The organism is Amycolatopsis heterodermiae, from assembly GCF_034929455.1.
In the GTDB taxonomy this organism is placed as follows: Bacteria; Actinomycetota; Actinomycetes; order Mycobacteriales; family Pseudonocardiaceae; genus Amycolatopsis; species Amycolatopsis heterodermiae.
The window spans coordinates 169,857-187,339 of record NZ_JAYFSI010000017.1; the positions used below are offsets into that span (position 1 = coordinate 169,857).

Genomic DNA, 17,483 nt, shown 5'->3' on the forward strand with positions numbered 1-17,483 from the left:
CGATGCGCTGGTGGAAGACAGTAGGACTGGCCGGACTCGTCGGGGTCGCCGCGACCGGGGTGGTCGTGGTGCGGCAGGAGCGCCGGCGGCGCGCCTACACCCCGGACGAGATCCGCGAAAAACTCCACGAGCGCCTCGCCGCCACCCCGCCGGAGTCCGGAAAGGACCAGGCAGGCTGACCGGCGCCGGATCAGCCGTTTCGTACCGTCCACACTGCCCAGGGACGGTGCTTCCCCTGGGGACGTTCGTCCTGGTGACGCCGCCGTGGAGTTCCTGACGTGGCAACGGGATCGGGTGCTCGCGGTGGCCAAGGGCACGGCGACGAGCGCGACCGGGTTCGTCACCGTGGTCGTCGTGGCGTTGCTCGAGCAGGAGATCAAGGCGGACGTGCCGCGGTGCCGGGTTGCCTCCTGGGCGCGGCCGGCCTGCTGGTGTTCGCGGCGCGGATGAGCACCGGCGTGCGGGCCTCGGCCGGCGTCGTCTTCGTGAAGCCGCAGCCCGTTCGGCCGCCGGTGGAACCGCCCGGCGGGCCGCCGGAACCGGCGACCGCGCGGAATCTCCGCACCGTGCGCGCGAAGCGGCCGCCGAAGGACCTCCGGCCGTCCGCGTCTCCGGTTCGTGATGCATGAAGTTCACCCGATCCGGGTATGTTCGGGGTGTCCGCGGTTCAGCCGAGTAGCCGTTGTCCCATTCGCCGGTGTTGCCGCACCGGTTCAGCGGTGGCGGCCCGGCTCTCGTTGTCGCCATCCGCCACGGAGGTGACAGCAAGATCATGCGCGATCCCTTGACCCGGTTCCACCAGGCCACTTCGACGCTCACCGTGACCACCACCCACGACTCGACGGTCGTGGCCGCCACCGGCGACCTCGACGGCGCCGTCGCCGACCACCTGCTCGCCCGGCTGTCCGAAGAGCTCGCACTGCGGCCGCAGGCGCTCGTCGTCGACCTGACCCGGGTCGGTTTCTGCTCGGCCCGGATCCTGCGCGTGCTGCTCACGACCTCGGCCGACGCCCACGCCGCGGGCATCCCGTGCGTGATCGTCAGCGACCAGCGCGCGGTCCGGCGCCCGATCGCCGTGCTGGGGCTCGACCACCTCCTGCAGGTGCAGGAGAACCTCGCGGCCGCGCGGGAGTGGCTGGCGGTCCTCGGCACCGTCGGCGCCACCGGCTAGCTAGCCGGTGCGCGGGAAGAACCCGGCGAGCGCGGCGGCCAGCGCCTCCGGGTTGTCCTCGGCCATGTGGTGCCCGGAGTCGATGGCGTGCCCGCGCAGGTCGGTCGTCCAGTCCCGCCACACGCCGAGGACGTCGCCGTAGAGGTCGGCCAGGTCGTCGCGGCTCGACCAGAGGACCAGCGCCGGGCAGGTGATCCGGCGGCCGGCGGCGCGGTCGGCCTCGTCGTGCGCGCGGTCGACGCCCAGGCCGGCGCGGTAGTCCTCGAGCATCGCGCGGACCGTGGCCGGATCGTGGATCGCGCGGCGGAAGTCGGCGAAGTTCTCCGCGCCGAGCCGCTCGGGGGAGTTCTTCGCCGGGACGCCGTACCAGGCGTCCGGGTCGTGGTTGATCGCCTGCTCGGGCTTGTCCGGCTGGGCGAAGAAGAACCAGTGGTACCAGGCCCGCGCGAACCGCGCGTCACAGCGGGCGAGGGCCTCGCCGATCGGGACGGCGTCGAGGATCGCGGCCGCCCGGATCGTGTCCGGGTGGTCGAGCGCCAGCCGCGTGGCGACGTAGGCGCCGCGGTCGTGCCCGGCGACGGCGAACCGGTCGTGGCCCAGCCGCCGCATGAGGGCGACGCAGTCCGCAGCCATGACCCGCTTGCTGTACGGCGTGTGCTCACCGTCCGTCGCGGGTTTGGTGGACTCGCCGTAACCGCGCGTGTCGGGGCAGACGACCGTGAACCGCTCGGCCAGCAGTGGCGCGACCCGGTACCAGGTCGTGTGCGTGCGCGGGTGGCCGTGCAGCAGCAGGACCGGCGGGCCGGAACCACCGTGGCGGACGCGCAGGGTGACGTCGCCGACGTCGACCCGCTCGAGTTCGAACCCGTCGAACACGGTCAGGCCGCCGTGACGTGGTGACGGAGCGCGTTCATGGACGTTCCTTCCGGTCGCGGTCGCGTTTCCGGCCTATTCTGGCTGATCGATTCTCACTCGAAAGGGGCCCCGCCATGCAGCAGCCCGAGAGTCACGCAGCCGATCAAGCCACATCAGACGGAGTGAACCGGCGAAGCCTGCTCGCCGGGGTCGGCGGCCTCCTCGCCGCCAGTGGGGTCGCCTCGAGCGGCCTGCTCGCCACGCCCGCCGCCGCGGACCCCGTCTCCCGGCCCGAGCGCGACGGCCGGGTCGAGGCGCTGCTCAGGAAGATGACCCTCGCGGAGAAGCTCGGGCAGCTCCAGCTGCTCGGCAACGAAGCCGACGCGCGCACGGCGCTGGCGACCGGGCAGCTCGGCGGCGTCTTCTCGGTGGTCGGCGCGGCCAAGCTGAACGCGCTGCAGCACATCGCCGTCGAGCAGACCCGCCTGCGCATCCCGCTGATCTTCGGCCTGGACGTCATCCACGGCTACACCACCAACTTCCCGATCCCGCTGGCCCAGGGCTCGAGCTTCGACCCCGCCGTGGCGGGCGCGGACGCGTCGGTGTCGGCGAAGGAGGCCCGGCGCAGCGGCATCCACTGGACGTACGCGCCGATGATGGACGTCACCCACGAGCCGCGCTGGGGGCGCATCGCCGAGGGGTACGGCGAAGATCCTTACCTGGCCACGAAACTCGCCGTCTCGAAGGTCCGCGGTTACCAGGGTGACGACTACTCGTCGCCGGACCGCCTCGCCGCCTGCGCCAAGCACTTCGTCGCCTACGGCGGCGCCGAGGGCGGGCGCGACTACAACACCGTCGACGTCTCGCTGCAGCGGCTGCACAACCTCTACCTGCCGCCGTTCAAGGCGTCCGTCGAGGCCGGCGTGGCGACGGTGATGGCCAGCTTCAACACCATCAGCGGCGTGCCCGCCCACGGCAACGGCTACGTCCTGCACGACGTCCTCAAGGGCTCGTACGGCTTCCGCGGGTTCGTGGTCAGCGACTACACCGGCGTCCAGGAGCTGATCCTGCACGGCCTCGCCGGCGACGGCGCCGACGCCGCGGCGGCCGCGCTCCCGGCCGGGGTCGACATGGAGATGGTCAGCACCAACTACGTGCAGTACGGGCAGCAGCTGCTGGCGCAGCGGCGGATCACGAACGACCAGATCGACGACGCCGTCCGCCGGATCCTGCTGGTCAAGTTCAAGCTGGGCCTGTTCGACCGGCCGTACGTCGACGAGGCCGGCGAGGTGAAGGCGCCGTCGCCGGTCGCGCTCGCGGCGGCGCGCCAGGCCGCCGGGCGGTCCATGGTGCTGCTGAAGAACGACGGGCCGGTGCTGCCGCTGGCGAAGACCGTCCGCTCGGTCGCCGTCGTCGGCCCGCTCGGGACGGCGACCTACGACCTCAACGGCACCTGGTCGGGCCTCGGCACCGGCGCGGCCACGACCCCGCCGGTGACCGTGGTCGACGGGATCAAGGCCGCGGCGCCGGGGGCCACGGTGACCTACAGCGCGGGCTGCACCGTCGACGGCGCCGACACGAGCGGGTTCGCCGCGGCGCAGCAGGCGGCCCGCGCGGCCGACGTGACGGTCGTCGTGGTCGGCGAAACCGCCGCGATGAGCGGTGAAGCGGCGGCGCGCAGCACCATCGACCTGCCGGGCGTCCAGCAGCAGCTGGTGGCCGCGATCAAGGAGACCGGGAAGCCGTTCGTGGTGGTCCTGGTCAACGGCCGGCCGCTGACGATCCCGTACCTGCACGACAACGCCCCCGCGATCCTCGAGGCGTGGGCGCCGGGCGTCCAGGGTGGCAACGCGATCGCGGACGTCCTGTTCGGCACGGTCAACCCGGGCGGCAAGCTGCCGGTGAGCTTCCCGCGCGCGGTCGGCCAGATCCCGATCTACTACAACCACGAGAACACCGGGCGCCCGGCCGACCCGGCCAACAAGTACACGTCCAAGTACCTCGACCTGGAGTCCGGTCCGCTCTACGAGTTCGGCTTCGGCCTGTCCTACACGACCTTCCGCATCGACGGCCTGCGGCTCTCGGACACGCGGATGTCCTCGCGCGGCGGCCGCATCCAGGTGAGCGCCAAGGTGACCAACACCGGCGGCCGCGCGGGCGACGAGGTCGTCCAGCTGTACCTGCGCGACCCGGTCGCCACGATCGTGCAGCCCGTCCGGCGGCTGCGCGGTTTCCAGCGGGTGACGCTGGCGGCGGGCGCGTCGACCACGGTCACGTTCACCCTCACCCCCGACGACGTCGGCTTCTACGACAACGCCGCGAAGTTCCGCGTCGAGCCGGGCAAGATCGAGGTCTACGTCGGCAACAGCTCGGCCGCCACCCTGACCTCGAGCTTCACCGTGACGTGAGCCTCCCTTGACAGGGGCGGCGGTCGTCTCGCAGGATGCGAACAAGTGTTCGATGAGTGTCCTGGGTTCGCCCGCCGGTCTCCTGTGGGTGTCTCCGGTACGAGTTCGTGGTGCTGGAGGTGAGCAGTGGTGGCGATACCGGAGGCGCTCACGTCCATCCCCGGAGTGCGGACAGCCTCGGAGCTGAACCCGGACGTCACCCATTCGGGTGAGTCACTCCCGGTAGCCCCGGCGCTCGCCGGCCTGTTCCCGGCCGGCGGGCTCCGGCGCGGCACCACGGTGTCGGTCACGGGCTCGACGTCCCTGGTGCTGGCACTGCTCGCGGAGGCGACGAAGGCGGGCTCGTGGGCGGCGGTCACCGGCCTGCCGGACCTGGGCCTGGCGGCGGCCGCCGAACTGGGCGTCGACCTGGACCGGATCGCCCTGGTCCCACGCCCCGGCGCCGAGGTGGTCGCGGTCCTCTCGGCCCTGGTCGACGGCTTCGACCTGGTGGTACTGGGCCCGGTGCTCGCCCGCGGCGTCCGGCCGCAGGTGGCCCGCCGCCTGGCCGGAAGGGTCCGCAACCGCGGCGCGGTCCTGCTGACGGTCGGGTCCTGGCCGGGCGCGGAGCTGGAGATCCGGGTCACCGGCCGCCGCTGGCGCGGAGCCGGCCTGGACGGGTACGGGCATTTGCAGGCCCGGGAGATCGTGGCGACCAGCCAGGGGCGCGGTGCGGCGGTCCGGCCGCAGGCGGTTGTGGTGCAGCTGCCTGGTCTTGGTGGTGCGGTGGTGGCCGGGGAGCCGCGGTCGGGGCGGCGGTTGGTCGAGGTGGCCGGGTGAGTGCCGGGCGGTTTTTGGTGAGGCGCCTGGACTGGCTGGTTGGTTCTGTGATGGCCGGGCTGTTTTTGGTGTGGTGCCCAGCCTGGCCGATTGGTTCTGCGGTGGCCGGGCGGTTTTTGGTGTGGTGCCAGGCCGGGCTGGTTGGTTCTGCGGTGGCCGGGCTGGTGAATGGCGTTGCGGCGGCCCGGCCCCGGTTGCGCGGTCTCGCTGGCGCGGTTGTGCTCGGCCGGTGGTCGGCGGAGGTGGAAGGCCGTGAGGGGCATCTTCAGGGACTGGATGTCCCTGAAGATGCCCCTCACGGCTTCAAGCCCGGGTGTCGAGTTGTCGAGATGGCCGGGCGGTCTTGGGTGTCGTGGTGTCTGGTCGCTGGTGTCGCGGCGGTTCGGCCGCGGGTGATTGTGTTGCGGTTGCACGGTTTTGGTGGCGTGGTTGTGGCGGGCGGGCTGCCGTCTGGGTGCTGGTTGGCCGAGGTGGCCGAGCGGCTTTGGGTGTCGTGGTGTCTGGTCGCTGGTGCCGCGGCGGCTTGGTCGCGGGCGATCGTGGTGCGGTTGTGCGGTCTTGGCAGCACAACCGTCGCCGGAGGGCCGCGGTCCGGGCGCCGGTTGGTCGAGGTGGCCGGGTGAGTGCCGGGCGGTTTTTGGTGTGGTGCCCGGTCCGGCCGGTTGGGCTGCGGGCGATTGCGTTGCAGTTGCCCGGTCCTGGTGGCGTGGTCGGCCGGCGGCAGCCGGGTGGTCGAGGTGTCTGGGTGTCGTGTCCGGCCGCTGGTGCTGCCGCGGTTCGCTCGCGGGTGGTTGTGGTGCGCGGGCTGCCGTCTGGGCGTCGGGCGGCCAAGCGGCTTCGGGCGTCGCGGTGCCCGGTCGCTGGTACCGCGGCCAGGCTGCGGGCGGCTGCGTGGCCCGGCTCCGTGGTCGTCGGCGGGTGAGGTCCGATGCTCCCCGGCTTCTGGTGCTGTGGTGCCCGGACTGGCCGGTTGTTGCCGCGGGCGCGGCCGCCGGGACGCCGCCCCTTGTCCCCGCCGCGGTGTTCTCGGCCAACCGGGTCGTGGCCTGTTCCGCGGCCGCGCGGCGGGACGGGGTCGGGCGGGGGATGCGGCGTCGTGATGCGCAGGCGCGGTGTCCGGATCTTGTAGTGCACCAGCACGATCCGGAGCGCGATGCGCGACTGTTCGAGCCGGTTGCCGCGGCGGTGGAGCGGCAGGCCGTGGGGGTCGAGGTCGTGCGGCCCGGGATCGTCGCGGTGCCGGTCACCGGTGCCGCCGGGTACTTCGGTGGTGAGGAGGCGCTTTCCGAGCTGCTGCTCGACGAGGTGTCGGCGGGGGCGGGCGTGGAGTGCCAGGTCGGGATCGCCGACGGGCTCTTCGCCGCGACGCTCGCCGCCCGTCGCGCCGTCCTGGTGCCGGCCGGCGGGACGGCCGAGTTCCTGGCCCCGCTGTCGATCGCCGAGCTGGACCAGCCCGGGGACGACCGCGGTGAGCTCGTCGGCCTGCTCAAGCGGCTCGGGCTGCGGACCCTCGGCGCGTTCGCCGCGCTGGCCGAGCGTGACGTCGCGGGCCGCTTCCCGCGTGACGCGATCACCGCGCACCGACTGGCGCGCGGGCTGTCGGAACGGCCGCCGCTGCGCCGGGCCCTGCCGCCGGAGCTGTCGATCACCGAGGAGTTCGAGCACCCGCTGGAGCGCGTCGACGAAGCCGCGTTCGTCGCGAAGACGTTGGGGGAGCGGTTCTTCGCGGGGCTGGCACGGCACGGGCTGGCGTGCACTCGCCTGGCGATTGTCGCGGTGACGGAGGCGGGGGAGGAGCGGGTGCGGGTGTGGCGCTGTGCCGAGCCGCTGACCGCGCGCGCGACGGCCGACCGGGTGCGGTGGCAGTGCGAAGGCTGGCTGACCGCCCGTGACGCCGACCGCCCGAGCGCCGGGATCGTCCGGCTGCGGCTCGACCCGGAGGAGGTGGTCGGCGGGCATGCGCTGCAGCTGCAGCTCGGGTCGATGGGCCGGGACGCCGACGTCGCCGAACGCGCGGCCCGCGCGCTCGTCCGGATCCAGGGCCTGCTCGGCCCGGAGGCCGTGGTCACCCCGCTGCTCGACGGCGGCCGCGGCCCCGCCGAGCGCGTGCGGCTCATCCCGTGGGGCGATCCGCGGACGCCCGTCTCCCCGGACGCGCCCTGGCCGGGACGGCTGCCCGCGCCGTCCCCGGCCGTCCTCGCCGACCACCCGGCCCGGGTGCTGGACGAGCGCGGGGACGTCGTCGGCTGCACCGAGCGCGGCGAGCTCACCGCGCTGCCGGCGACCGTCGACGTCGAAGGACGGCCGTCGCGGCCGGTGCTGGCCTGGGCCGGGCCGTGGCTGCACCACCCGGCGCTGCCGTCCCGGGGGCGGCGCGTGGCGCGGCTGCAGGTGGTGCTCGCGGACGAGGACGAGCAGATCGCGCTGCTGCTGGCCGTCACCGTCGGCGATACTCCACAGTGGACGGTCGAGGGCAGTTACGACTGAAACACCGCGTGGGCCACGGCCGTGCCCAGGTAGGCCGCGCCCAGTCCGGCGACCACGCTCACGACGACGTTCGCGGCGGCGAAGAACTTCGCGCCGGTTTCGGCCAGGCGGAGCGTTTCGTAGGAGAACGTCGAGTACGTGCTGAGGGTGGCGCACAGCCCGGGACCGATCAGGTGCTGCAGCGGCTGGGGGACGGTCGTCGCGGTGGCGGCGCCGGTCAGGAAGCCGAGCACGGTGCAGGCGACGAGGTTCACCGTGAAGGTGCCCCAGGGGAAGCCGGTGTCGTGGCGGCCCTGGACGGCGTGGTCGGTCAGGTAGCGCAGCGGCGCGCCGACCAGGGCGCCGGCGACGACCATGAGCCAGTTCACGAGCGGCTCCCGAGACGCAGCGCCCGGCGGGTGAGCGCGGCCGTGACCCAGACCGCGGCGAGGGCGGCGGCCACGGTGGCCGCGAGGTAGAGCAGGGCGGTCCCGGCGTGGCCGCCGTCGAGCAGGCGCTGGGCGTCGACGGCGTAGGTGGAGAAGGTGGTGTAGCCGCCGAGGATGCCGGTGCCGAGGAACGGCCGCACCAGCGGGTGAGCCGTGGGCACGGCGGCGATGACCGCCATCAGGACGCCCATGGCCGCGCAGCCGGTGACGTTGATCCAGAACGTGGTCCACGGGAACCCGCCGGCCGCGGTGGGCCACAGCAGGGTGGCGCCGTAGCGGGCACAGGCTCCGACCACCCCACCGGCCGCGACCGCCCCGACGGTCTCGAGAAGACGGCGCCTCGGCGGCGGATCGGCGATGTCCGGGTCGACGGGCTCGGGATGTTCGACGGACACGGCAGGCAGACTCCTACCTGATCGGGCACGAGGACGACTCGTGCGGCTGGTTCAGGTAGGGACCGTTGGCGGCGCGTGGCCGCGGTTCGGGTACGGCGGGCCCCACCGCCGCGCGGCCACCGGCGAAAGTGACTGCGAGGCTAGGTTAACAGCGCGGCCAGGACGCTTGATCGCAGGTACCGGGCCTGGCCGATTGGTCGGGTTCAGGCCGGATCGCCGGCCGCGACGCCCTGGTCCGGCCGAGCACCGAGCGAGCCCGGCCGGTCACGAGCCCAGGTTGCCGATCATCAGGGTGACGGTGAAGTCGAACCGCTCGTGCCCGGTGCCGGACGTCAGCTCCACGGCGTGGCGGCGGGTGTGGGGGAAGCGGTCGGCCGGCAGGGCGCCGAACCGGTCGACCAGCTCCTCCCGGCTGAGGACCCAGTCCTGGTCCGGGTGCCGCCGCTGGACGATCGAGCGTTCCAGGGCGTAGCCGCTGACGTAGAGGGTGAGCGCGTCGCGTACCCAGGCCGCGGTCTGCGGAGCGACGCCGCCGGCGAGCAGGATCGCCAGGATTCCTTCGCTGACCCGCAGGGTTTCGAGGTGGGTGGGGACCATGGCCAGCGCGGCGCGGGAGACGCCGGGGTACTTCAGGTACTGGTCGCGGATCCGGCTGTAGACGTCGAGCAGCTGCTGCTGCCACCTCGCCGGGTCGGGCTCGGGCAGGACGATCTCGGCGTGGAGCCGGCCGATGATCAGGTCGTCGAGGTCTTCCTTGTTGACGATGTGCGCGTACAGCGACGACGGCCCGGCTTCGAGCACCGCGGCGACCCGGCGGATGGTCAGCGCGTCGTAGCCCTCGGTGGCGATGACCTGCAGCGCGGCGTCGGTGATCCGGTCGGCCGTGATGGGCGGTTTCCGCGTCGCGGACGGCGCGGAGCCGGCGCGGGGCTGCGCGTGGCGGGCTTCGCGGCGCTGCCGGGGGTCGGTGGGCATGCCGTCACCCTACCTTGACACGAACTAAGTTCGTCATCTAGAACTAAGTTCGTGACTATCGAACTTAGTTCGCCAAAGCCTCTGACCCTCGGCCAGGCCTGGCTCGTCCTGGTCGTCGTGATCGTCGCCGAGCTCATGGACCTGATCGACACCAGCGTCGCCAACCTCGCCGGCCCCTCGATCCGCGCCGACCTCGGCGGCGGCCCGATGACCCTGCAGTGGGTCCTGTCCGCCTATACCGCCGCCTTCGCCCTCGGCCTGATCACCTCCGGCAGGCTCGGCGACCTGATCGGCCGGCGGCGGCTGTTCCAGCTCGGCATGGCCGGCTTCACCGTCGCGTCGCTGGCCTGCGGCCTCGCGCCCAGCGCCGGGTTCCTCATCGTCGCCCGCCTGTTTCAGGGCCTGTTCGGGTCGGTGATGATCCCGCAGGGCCTGGCCCTGGTGAAGATCGTCTTCCCGCCCGAGCACCTGCGCCGGGCCCTGATGCCGTTCGGTCCGATCATGGGGCTGGCCATGGTGGCCGGCCCGATCCTCGCCGGGTGGCTGCTGCACCTGGACCTGTTCGGCAGCCAGTGGCGCTCGATCTTCCTGATCAACGTCCCGTTCGGCGTCTTCGCCGCCGCCCTCGGCTGGTGGGTCCTGCCGCGCCACAGCGGCGAGGACCGCAACGCGCGCCTCGATGTCCGCGGCGTCGGCCTGCTCACCGCCGGTTCGGCGCTGCTGATCGTGCCGCTCATCCAGGGCCGCGAGCTCGGCTGGCCCGCGTGGACCTACGCGATGATCGCCGCCGCGCTGGTGGTGTTCGGCCTGTTCGTCGTGTCCGAACGCCGCAGCGACCACCCCGTCGTGACCCGGTCGCTGTTCGGCAAGCGCAGCTTCGTCGTCGGCCTGCTGGTCGTCGGCGGGTTCTACGCCGCGCTCAGCGCGTTCGTCCTGGTCGTCAACCTGCTGCTCCAGTCGGGCCTCGGCTGGACGCCGCTGCAGACCGGCTTCGCGCTGATCCCCTGGGCCGCGGGCACCGCCGCCGCCACCCTGCTGTCCGGCGCGGTGCTCGCCGAGAAGCTCGGACGCGCCAACCTGCACCTCGGGCTGGCCATCGCCGTCGCCGGCCTCCTCGGTCTCTGGTGGACGTGCGCGCACTGGGGTGACGCCGTCACCGTGGCGAAGCTGACGCCCGCCCTGCTCGTGACCGGCGCCGGCTCCGGGTTGCTGTTCGTCCCGCTGTTCGACTTCATCCTCGGCGACGCCACCCCCGAAGAGGTCGGCACCGGCGCGGGCGTGCTCAACGCCGCCCAGCAGTTCGCCGGCGCCCTCGGCGTCGCCGCCCTCGGCTCGGTGTTCTTCGCCCGCGTCGGGCAGCCCTCGGCGCAGTCGTACTTCGCCGCCGCCGAGCTGGTGTTCGGCATCTGCGCCGGCGTCTACGTGCTGGTGCTGCTGCTCGTCGGACTGCTGCCCAGGAGAGCGGGGTGACCCGGCTTCGAGGCGTGCGCGGCCGCGCGACGGGACAGGCCCGGGTCCGCCGCGTACCAGTGGCCGGTCCGGCTCGGCGGTGGGTCGTCGGAGGCCGGTACCCGGCGGCCGAGCCGCTTCTGCTTCCGCCGCGAGGCGGCGTAGGCGGCCTCGGCGATGCGCCACTGCGCGCGGCTGTCCTCCAGCGCCGCCAGCGCACGCAGCAGGGCCTGCTCGTGCCGCTGGTACGGCCCGGCCAGTTCGGCGAGGAAGCTCAGCGTCGCCCGGTAGCCGATCGGGTGGTACAGGCGCACGCACGAACACAGCGCCGCGACCCGACGGCCGTGGGCCAGCCGGCCGTTGCGCACTCTGCGTGCCCGCTCGCCGAACCCCATCCGGCCAGTTTAGTGAAGCGCACCACCGGTTTCCGCGATAATGGCCCGCGATGACGACCTCACGCGCCTTCCCGCTGGAACCGGCCCCGATCCACGTGCCCGACGAGGTGCTCGACGACCTGCGCGCCCGGCTAGCCCTGACCCGGCCGCCGCTGGACGAGGGGAACGAGGACTGGTCCTACGGCGTCCCGGCCGGCTACCTCGGTGAGCTGGTCGCCTACTGGCGGGACGGCTACGACTGGCGCAAAGCCGAGGCCGCCATCAACGCCTACGAGCACTACCAGGTGAGCGTCGCGGGTGTCCCGGTGCACTTCATGCGCCAACCCGGCCGCGGCCCCCGCCCGATCCCGCTGCTGCTGACCCACGGCTGGCCGTGGACCTTCTGGCACTGGTCGAAGGTGATCGACGCGCTCGCCGACCCGGCCGCGACCGGCGGCGACCCCGCCGACGCGTTCGACGTCCTCGTGCCGTCCCTGCCCGGTTTCGGGTTCCCCGGCCCGCTCACCGGCTTCCCGGACGTCAACTTCTGGAAGGTCGCCGATCTCTGGCACACGCTGATGACCGAGACCCTGGGGTACGAGCGGTACGCCGCCGGGGGCTGCGACATCGGCGGGATCGTCTCCAGCCAGCTCGGCCACAAGTACGCCGGCGAGCTGTACGGCATCCACATCGGCTCCGGGCTGCCGCTCGACTTCTTCACCGGCCCGCGCGCCTGGGACTTCGCCCGGAACCGGCCCCTCACCGACGACCAGCCCGCCGACGTCCGCGCCCGCATCGTCGAGCTGGACCACCGCTCGGCGTCGCACCTCACCGTGCACATGCTCGACGGCGCCACCCTGGCCCACGGCCTGAGCGACTCGCCCGCCGGGCTGCTCGCCTGGCTGCTGGAGCGCTGGAACGCCTGGAGCGACAACGGCGGCGACGTCGAGTCCGTCTTCACCAAGGACGACCTGCTCACCCACGCCACGATCTACTGGGTCAACAACTCCGTCGCCACGTCGCTGCGGTACTACGCCAACGCCAACCGCTACCCGTGGACCCGCGCCCACGACCGCACCCCGGTGGTGGAGGCGCCGGTCGGCCTCACCTTCGTCACGTACGAGAACCCGCCCGGCGTCCACACCGCCGAGGAGCGCGTCCGGGCGTTCGAGGCCGGCCCGCAGGCCGCGTGGTTCAACCACGTGAACGTCACCGCCCACGACCGCGGCGGCCACTTCATCCCGTGGGAGAACCCGGATGCCTGGGTGAGCGACCTGCGCCGCACCTTCCGCGGCCGCCGGCCCTGAACGCCGTGCTGGTCAGTCGCTGGCGTGGGCGGTGTTGTCGATCCAGTGCTGGGCGAGGCTCGTGTCGCCCTCGACGGCTTCGCTGCCGGAGAGAGGCAGACGCCGGGTCAGGATCCGAAGCAGCGATCCGGCGGGGCCGGTCACCGTCACGTCGGCCTGCCGGGTTTCCGGCTGCCACGTCGCCCCCTCGGCCTGCCGTTCGACGAACCAGGCCGCCGCGGTGTCGGTGGCCCGCCACTGCAGGGTCTGCCCGGTGCCCCGGATGGCGTGCGCGGACTCGGACCGCTGCATCTCCCAGGTGGGCGACGTCAGCATCGTGAAGTGGTTGTCGATGAGCGCAGCGGCGACGTCGGCTTCGACGTCGAGCGGCCGGTCCGCCGCGATGGCCCCGTCGAAGCCGTGGACGACCGCCTCGTTCAGCATGCTGGACATCCAGAACTGCGCCCCGGACCGCGCGTCACCCGCGGCGTTGAAGACCGGCGCCTCGAGCGCCTCGTCGGAGCACGCGTCCGCGACCCGCTGCGCGGACCGCGCCAGCCACGCCGGCCACTCGCCGGGATCGGCCGGCGGCGTGGCCATCTCCGTGGGCAGCTGCGTGGGATCGGTGATGCGCCGTTCGATGATCTCCGCGACCCAGTGCTGGGTCTGGCCCAGGTGCGCGACCAGATCGGCGACGGTCCACTTCGGCGCCGTCGGCACGGCGGCGTCCGGCCCGGCCGCGACGGCCGACTCCGCCAGGCGCCGGGTGTGCTCGACGATCGCGCGCCGGGTGGTTTCCGCGTTCAGCTCAGTCATGGTGGCGTGTCCTCGGTATCCGGTGGTCGTGCCCCCTGCGGGCGCTTTCGACCACGCGTCGAACGACGGTAGCCGGGATCGACAGGGTCTCCGGGAATTTCGGGCCGGGTGGGCCGGCACCGTCCTGATCGGGTGATCGAGGACAGCAGCTGACCTGGTCCGATCCTAGGTTGATCTTCATGAGCGCCGACATCACTCCGTTCCGGATCGACATCCCGCAGGCCGAGCTGGACGACCTGCGCGAGCGCCTGGCCCGCACCCGGTCGCCGTACCCGGTGCCGGGCGCCGCATCGGACTGGGACCGGGGCATCCCCGCCGGGTACCTCCGCGACCTGGCCGCGTACTGGGCCGACGGGTTCGACTGGCGGGCCTGCGAGGCCGAGCTGAACACCTACGAGCAGTTCGTCACCGAGATCGACGGGCAGACCATCCACTTCGTGCACCTGCGCTCACCCGAACCGGACGCCACGCCGCTGCTGCTCAACCACAGCTACCCGACCTCGTTCGTCGAGTTCCTCGCCGCGAGCGGGCCGCTGACCGATCCGCGGGCCCACGGCGGTGACCCGGCCGACGCGTTCCACGTCGTCATTCCCTCGCTGCCCGGCTTCACCTTCTCCAGCCCGCTCTCCGCGCGCGGCTGGAACCTCGAACGGACCGCGCTGGCGTTCGGGGAGCTGATGACCCGCCTGGGTTACGAGCGTTTCGGCGTCGAGGGAGGCGACCTCGGGGCCGGCGTGACCGGCCGGGTGGCGGACCTGCTGCCCGACCGGGTGATCGGTGCCCACACCCACGGCGACCGGCTCCAGCTCGGCATGGTCGGCGAGGATCTCCCGGTGCCGGACGGCCTGAACGACGGCGAACTCGAGGAACTCGAGGCCGCGCAGCAACGCTGGTCGCGGACGAAGGGCTACCGGGTGCTGCATTCGACCGAGCCCAACGCCCTGTCGGCGGGGCTGGCCGATTCCCCGGTCCTGCAGCTGGCCTGGATCGCCGAGAAGTTCTCCGAGTGGGCGCACCCCGCGACGCCGATCAGCCGCGAGAACGTCCTGATCACGGCCAGTCTCTACTGGTTCACCCGGACCGGGCCCGCGGCGGCCGACTTCTACTGGGAACTGGCCCACGCCGGGAACACCGGCTGGGGCGGATCGTCCCCGGTGCCGCAGGGCCAGTCCCTCTTCTACAGCGACCCGGTCGTCCGCCGTGTCCTCGCCGCCGGCAACTCCGGCAGCTGAGGCACTGACGACCGTCCCTTGTGTCCATCGCCTCACCTGCAGTTATCGGCGTCACGACGAGTTGACAGCGGGTCCCGCCGGTCCCAGGATCGACAGCGGAAATCGTACGTGTGTTCGAACAGTGGTCGCTGCCTTCCCCACAGCGAACTCGTGGCGGTGGGAGCAGTGGTGGCGTTCAACAACCCGAATGTGCCGTGGTCCGAGGTCGAGCGGGTCGCCTCCGGGCGCGCTCCCTTCCCGGGGGACGGCAGTGACTCGCCCGCGTGGTCGCGCAAGCGGGACGGGTACGCCGGGGCGCCCGACGACCTGCGCGACCGCCGGGGCCGGGACGACGGCGGGGAACGGGTGCGGGCGCCGTACGCGGAGCTGCACGTCCACTCGAACTTCAGCTTCCTCGACGGCGCCTCCCACCCCGAGAACCTCGTCGAGCAGGCCGCGCGGCTGGAGCTCGACGCGCTGGTGCTGACCGACCACGACGGGATGTACGGCGCCGTCCGGTTCAACGACGCCGCCCGCGAGCTCGGGGTGCGCGTCGGGTTCGGGGCCGAGCTGTCCCTCGACCTCCCGGCGCCGCAGGGGGGTGAGCCGGATCCGGCCGGGTCGCACCTGCTGGTGATCGCCCGGCGGCAGGACGGGTACCACCGGCTCTGCCGGGTGATCTCCCACGCCCAGCTCGCCGGGGGTGCGAAGGGCCGCCCGGTCTACGACGTCGAGGAGCTGGTCGGCGAGCTGGCCGGGCACGTCGTGGTGCTGAGCGGTTGTCGCAAGGGTGCCGTCCGCCGCGCACTCGCCGGTGACGGGCCCGCGGCCGCGCGTGCCGAGCTGGCGCGGCTGGCCGACTGGTTCGGGCGAGGCCATGTCGCGGTCGAGCTGATCGACCACCGGCTGCCGTCCGACACCGCGCACAACGACGCGCTCGCGGGCATGGCCGCCGAGCTGCGGCTGCCGACGATCGTGTCGAACAACGTGCACTACGCCCGCCCGGACGACGTCGTCGTGGCGGAGCTGGTCGCCGCCGTGCGGGCGCGGCGCTCGGCCGAGGAGCTGGACGGGTGGCGGCCGCCGTCGGGGCAGGCGTTCCTGCGGTCCGGCGCCGAGCAGCGGCGGCGGTTCGAGCACCGGTACCCCGGCGCGGTCGGCCGGGCCGCGGTCCTCGGCGTCGAGGTCGCGTTCGACCTCCAGGTGGTCGCGCCGGACCTGCCGCCGTTCGACGTCCCGGCCGGCCACACCGAGATGTCGTTCCTGCGGGAGCTGACCTGGGCCGGCGCGCTCACCCGCTACGGGACCAGGGAGCAGAACCCGAAGGCCTACGCCCAGCTCGACCACGAGCTCGACCTGATCCGGACGCTCGACTTCCCCGGCTACTTCCTCGTGGTGTGGGACATCGTCCGGTTCTGCAAGGAGGCGAACATCCTGTGCCAGGGCCGGGGATCCGCCGCGAACAGCGCGGTCTGCTACGCGCTGGGGATCTGCCACGCGGACCCGGTGAAGTGGAACCTGCTGTTCGAGCGGTTCCTGGCGCCGGAGCGGGACGGGCCGCCGGACATCGACATCGACATCGAGTCCGACCGGCGCGAAGAAGCCATCCAGTACGTCTACGGCAAACACGGGCGGCTGCACGCGGCGCAGGTCGCCAACGTCATCACCTACCGCGCGCCGTCCGCGATCCGCGACGCCGCGAAAGCGCTGGGGCACAGCCAAGGGCAGCAGGACGCCTACGGCAAGCTCGTCGACCGGTGGGGTGGCGTCGCCGCCACGCAACAGCAGACCGCGGGGGAGATCCCCGGTGACGTCCTGGACCTCGCGGCGCGGATCGAGGACTTCCCGCGCCACCTCGGCATCCACTCCGGTGGCATGGTCATCTCGAAGCAGCCGGTGTCCGAAGTGGTCCCGGTCGAGTGGGCCACCATGGCCGACCGCAGCATCCTGCAGTGGGACAAGGACGACTGCAATACCGTCGGCCTGGTCAAGTTCGACCTGCTCGGCCTCGGCATGCTCTCGGCGCTGCACTACATGATCGACCTCGTCGCCGAGCACGGTGAGTCCACTGTGGACATCGGGAACCTGGACCTGGCCGACCCCAAGGTCTACGACATGCTGTGTGACGCCGACGCCGTCGGGGTGTTCCAGGTGGAGTCCCGCGCGCAGCTGGCGACGTTGCCGCGGTTGCGGCCGCGGAAGTTCTACGACCTGGTCGTCGAGGTCGCGCTGATCCGGCCCGGCCCGATCCAGGGCGGCTCGGTGCACCCCTACATCCGGCGGCGTCGTGGTGAGGAGGAGTGGCAGCACGCGCACCCGCTGCTGGCGTCCAGTTTGGACCGGACGCTCGGGGTGCCGCTGTTCCAGGAACAGGTGATGCAGATGGCCGTGGACGTCGCGAGCTTCACCCCGGCCGAAGCCGACCAGCTGCGCCGGGCCATGGGCGCCAAGCGATCCAGTGCCCGGATGCGCGCGCTGATGGCGCGGTTCTTCGACGGCTGCGCCGCCAACGGCCTGGACCGGGAGCTGGCGACGCGGATCTTCGAGCAGATCCACGCGTTCTCCGGGTACGGCTTCCCCGAAGCGCACTCGATGTCGTTCGCGCACCTCGTGTACGCGAGCGCGTGGTTCAAGCTCTACCACCCGGCCGCGTTCTGCGCCGGGCTGCTGCGCGCGCAGCCGATGGGCTTCTACAGCCCGCAGTCCCTGGTCGCCGACGCCCGCCGCCACGGCGTTCTCGTGCGGGAGCCGGACATCAACGCCAGCCTCGCCCACGCCACCCTCGAACCCGAACCCGCCAGTACCGGCG

The 17,483-nt window shown here is 72.6% G+C and carries 16 protein-coding genes; 10 read left to right on the forward strand and 6 right to left on the reverse strand.

Annotated features, from left to right (window positions below; translation table 11 throughout):
* The first annotated feature begins 2 nt into the window (after positions 1-2).
* The 3 genes from VA596_RS45450 (at position 3) to VA596_RS45460 (ending at position 1,171) form a co-directional block, all read left to right on the forward strand.
* Entirely contained in the window at positions 3-179 is a 177-nt protein-coding gene (locus tag VA596_RS45450) for a hypothetical protein (protein ID WP_323336373.1), read from the forward strand.
* A gap of 85 nt (positions 180-264) precedes the next feature.
* On the forward strand, positions 265-450 hold the full coding sequence (locus tag VA596_RS45455; RefSeq protein WP_323336375.1) for a hypothetical protein: 186 nt from the start codon (positions 265-267) through the stop codon (positions 448-450).
* Positions 451-772: 322 nt separating this feature from the next.
* Entirely contained in the window at positions 773-1,171 is a 399-nt protein-coding gene (locus VA596_RS45460) for an STAS domain-containing protein (RefSeq protein WP_323336377.1), read from the forward strand.
* On the opposite strand, the gene VA596_RS45465 is transcribed toward VA596_RS45460, so the two are convergent.
* Positions 1,172-2,047, reverse strand: a complete 876-nt coding sequence (locus tag VA596_RS45465) for an alpha/beta fold hydrolase (RefSeq protein WP_323336379.1) — start codon at positions 2,045-2,047, stop codon at positions 1,172-1,174.
* 161 nt (positions 2,048-2,208) lie between these two features.
* Here VA596_RS45465 and bglX point away from each other — a divergent pair, with 161 nt between their 5' ends.
* The 3 genes from bglX to VA596_RS45480 all read left to right on the forward strand — a co-directional run bounded on the left by bglX (position 2,209) and on the right by VA596_RS45480 (position 7,740).
* A complete protein-coding gene (gene bglX / locus VA596_RS45470) occupies positions 2,209-4,434 on the forward strand; it encodes a beta-glucosidase BglX (RefSeq protein WP_323336381.1) in 2,226 nt (741 codons plus the stop codon).
* Positions 4,435-4,563: 129 nt separating this feature from the next.
* Positions 4,564-5,253, forward strand: coding sequence for a P-loop NTPase family protein (locus VA596_RS45475; RefSeq protein ID WP_323336383.1), 690 nt, complete (start codon positions 4,564-4,566; stop codon positions 5,251-5,253).
* Positions 5,254-6,171: 918 nt separating this feature from the next.
* Positions 6,172-7,740, forward strand: coding sequence for a DNA polymerase Y family protein (locus VA596_RS45480; RefSeq protein ID WP_323336384.1), 1,569 nt, complete (start codon positions 6,172-6,174; stop codon positions 7,738-7,740).
* Here the strand turns inward: VA596_RS45480 and VA596_RS45485 are convergent.
* From VA596_RS45485 to VA596_RS45495, 3 genes are all read right to left on the reverse strand, one after another.
* Positions 7,731-8,108: a fluoride efflux transporter FluC gene (locus tag VA596_RS45485; RefSeq protein ID WP_323336386.1), complete on the reverse strand. Its 378-nt coding sequence runs from the start codon at positions 8,106-8,108 to the stop codon at positions 7,731-7,733. The two genes, VA596_RS45480 and VA596_RS45485, sit on opposite strands and share 10 nt — an antisense overlap.
* Positions 8,105-8,563: a fluoride efflux transporter CrcB gene (gene crcB / locus VA596_RS45490; protein ID WP_323336388.1), complete on the reverse strand. Its 459-nt coding sequence runs from the start codon at positions 8,561-8,563 to the stop codon at positions 8,105-8,107. The genes VA596_RS45485 and crcB overlap by 4 nt, the downstream gene beginning before the upstream one ends.
* A 264-nt stretch (positions 8,564-8,827) precedes the next feature.
* Positions 8,828-9,538, reverse strand: coding sequence for a TetR/AcrR family transcriptional regulator (locus tag VA596_RS45495; RefSeq protein ID WP_323336390.1), 711 nt, complete (start codon positions 9,536-9,538; stop codon positions 8,828-8,830).
* 51 nt (positions 9,539-9,589) lie between these two features.
* Between VA596_RS45495 and VA596_RS45500 the strand changes: the two genes are divergently transcribed.
* Positions 9,590-11,008: an MFS transporter gene (locus tag VA596_RS45500; RefSeq protein WP_323336392.1), complete on the forward strand. Its 1,419-nt coding sequence runs from the start codon at positions 9,590-9,592 to the stop codon at positions 11,006-11,008.
* Here the strand turns inward: VA596_RS45500 and VA596_RS45505 are convergent.
* On the reverse strand, positions 10,957-11,382 hold the full coding sequence (locus VA596_RS45505) for a hypothetical protein (protein ID WP_323336394.1): 426 nt from the start codon (positions 11,380-11,382) through the stop codon (positions 10,957-10,959). The genes VA596_RS45500 and VA596_RS45505 overlap by 52 nt on opposite strands.
* A 50-nt stretch (positions 11,383-11,432) precedes the next feature.
* On the opposite strand from VA596_RS45505, the gene VA596_RS45510 reads away from it, so the two are divergent.
* Entirely contained in the window at positions 11,433-12,668 is a 1,236-nt protein-coding gene (locus VA596_RS45510; RefSeq protein WP_323336396.1) for an epoxide hydrolase family protein, read from the forward strand.
* A 12-nt stretch (positions 12,669-12,680) separates the two neighbouring features.
* Here the strand turns inward: VA596_RS45510 and VA596_RS45515 are convergent, their stop codons facing one another.
* Positions 12,681-13,463, reverse strand: a complete 783-nt coding sequence (locus VA596_RS45515) for a maleylpyruvate isomerase family mycothiol-dependent enzyme (RefSeq protein ID WP_323336398.1) — start codon at positions 13,461-13,463, stop codon at positions 12,681-12,683.
* A gap of 179 nt (positions 13,464-13,642) precedes the next feature.
* Between VA596_RS45515 and VA596_RS45520 the strand changes: the two genes are divergently transcribed.
* Positions 13,643-14,695, forward strand: a complete 1,053-nt coding sequence (locus VA596_RS45520) for an epoxide hydrolase family protein (protein WP_323336400.1) — start codon at positions 13,643-13,645, stop codon at positions 14,693-14,695.
* 168 nt (positions 14,696-14,863) lie between these two features.
* The coding region (locus VA596_RS45525; RefSeq protein WP_323336408.1) for an error-prone DNA polymerase at positions 14,864-17,483 on the forward strand (2,620 nt) is incomplete at its 3' end.